The organism is Myceligenerans pegani (assembly GCF_014892515.1).
GTDB lineage: Bacteria > Actinomycetota > Actinomycetes > Actinomycetales > Cellulomonadaceae > Myceligenerans > Myceligenerans pegani.
Genome location: NZ_JADBGR010000055.1, coordinates 1 through 1,508, shown reverse-complemented (window position 1 = coordinate 1,508; position 1,508 = coordinate 1). Strand labels below are relative to the sequence as shown.

Sequence of the window (1,508 nt, the reverse complement as noted above, 5' to 3'; positions counted from 1 at the left end):
TGGTAGGGGATGAACATCCCGAACAGGATGAGGGTGAAGACGATGTCGGCGCCCTTGAAGCGCCAGCGGGCCAGCACGAAGCCGTTCAGGGAGCCGAGGAAGGCGGAGATGATGGTGGCGGGGATGACCATCTGCAGGGAGCGGCCGATCGCGGGAGCGAGGGTGGTCCAGGCCGTCTGCCAGTTCTCCAGGGTCCACATGGTGGGCAGTGCCCAGGCGCGGGCGGGGGCGGCGTCGCCGGCGCCCTTGAAGCTGGTTACGAACAGCACGTAGACCGGGATGAGCACGATGAGCACGAAGAACAGCAGCAGCGCGTACCGGGCCGTGCGCCCGGCGGCGTAGCGGGCCGGTGCGGTGGCGCCGCGCTGCGCGGGGACCTTCCTGCCGATCGGTTCCAGGAGGGTCGTCATCGCTTTTCCTCCCGGTGGGTGTGGATGAGGTAGGGGATGATGACGGCGGCGACGAGGATGAGGAGGATGGCGCCGACGGCGGCGGCGTTGGCGTAGTCGAAGCTGGATTTGAACACGTACATGTCCACGGCGGGGACCTTGGTCTGGTAGTTCGCCGGTTTGGAGATGGACATGATCAGGTCGAAGGACTTGAGGGACATGTGTCCGATGATGATCAGCGCCGACAACGCGACCGGGGACAGTTGGGGGAACAGGACGTGGCGGTAGAGCTGGAGCTCGCTGGCGCCGTCCATGCGGGCTGCTTCTCGGAGTTCGTCGGGGATGCCGCGGAAGCCGGCGAGGAAGAGGGCCATGACGTAGCCGGACAGTTGCCAGATGGCGGGGATGGCGATGGCGGTGATGCCGAGGGTGACGTTGTTCCACCAGTTGTTCTGCAGGAAGTCGAGGCCGGCGAGTTGGAAGAGGCGGTTGAGGCCGGAGGCTTGTTCGTCTTGGTTGGAGTTGAGGAGCCAGCGCCAGACGACGCCGGAGGCGACGAAGGAGACGGCCATGGGGAACAGGTAGATGGAGCGGAAGAAGCCTTCGCCTGTGACGGGTTTTTCCAGGAGCCAGGCCCAGCCGAAGCCCATGAGCATGGTGCCGGCGAGGAAGACGCCGGTGAACAGCAGCAGGTTGGTCAGGGAGTGTTGGAAGTCCTGGCTGGCCAGTAGGCCCAGGTAGTTGTCGAGCCAGACGATGGGGGCGGGTTGTTGGCCGGTGGCTTGGGCGGCGGTGTGGTTGTCGGTGAACGACATCTGGAAGTTCGCCGCGATCAGTCCGTAGACGAACACGCCCAGAAGCAGCAAAGAAGGAGCGAGCAGAAGAAGGGGAGGCCCTACCCGCCGCAGTTTCTTCAGCATGTTGTCACTTTACGAGTCTGAGGTGGGATTCTGCCTCGGAAGAGCGTCCCGGCCCTCGCGGAGGGCCGGGACGCGGTCTCTCGGTCGTGTCGGCTCGTGCGGCTGGTGTCAGCCCTGTGCGGCTGCGGCGAGTTCGGTCTGGTAGGCGGCCAGGTCGGAGGCGCCGGTGGTGAACTTGCTGGTGGCGTCGCTGATCGCG

At 65.4% G+C, this 1,508-nt stretch carries 2 protein-coding genes; both read right to left on the bottom strand.

Features of this window, described 5'->3' with window-relative positions; all coding sequences use genetic code 11:
• A partial coding sequence (locus tag IIE03_RS04805) for an ABC transporter permease family protein (RefSeq protein WP_463352369.1) occupies positions 1-410 on the bottom strand: 410 nt, incomplete at its 3' end.
• Positions 407-1,309, bottom strand: a complete 903-nt coding sequence (locus IIE03_RS04800; protein ID WP_192861615.1) for a carbohydrate ABC transporter permease — start codon at positions 1,307-1,309, stop codon at positions 407-409. The genes IIE03_RS04800 and IIE03_RS04805, both read right to left, overlap by 4 nt.
• Positions 1,310-1,508 lie beyond the last annotated feature (199 nt).

Bases quoted from the DNA above. Each gene is read 5' to 3' on its own strand.
- IIE03_RS04800 (WP_192861615.1), bottom strand. From the start codon at position 1,309: ATGCTGAAGAAACTGCGGCGGGTAGGGCCTCCCCTTCTTCTGCTCGCT.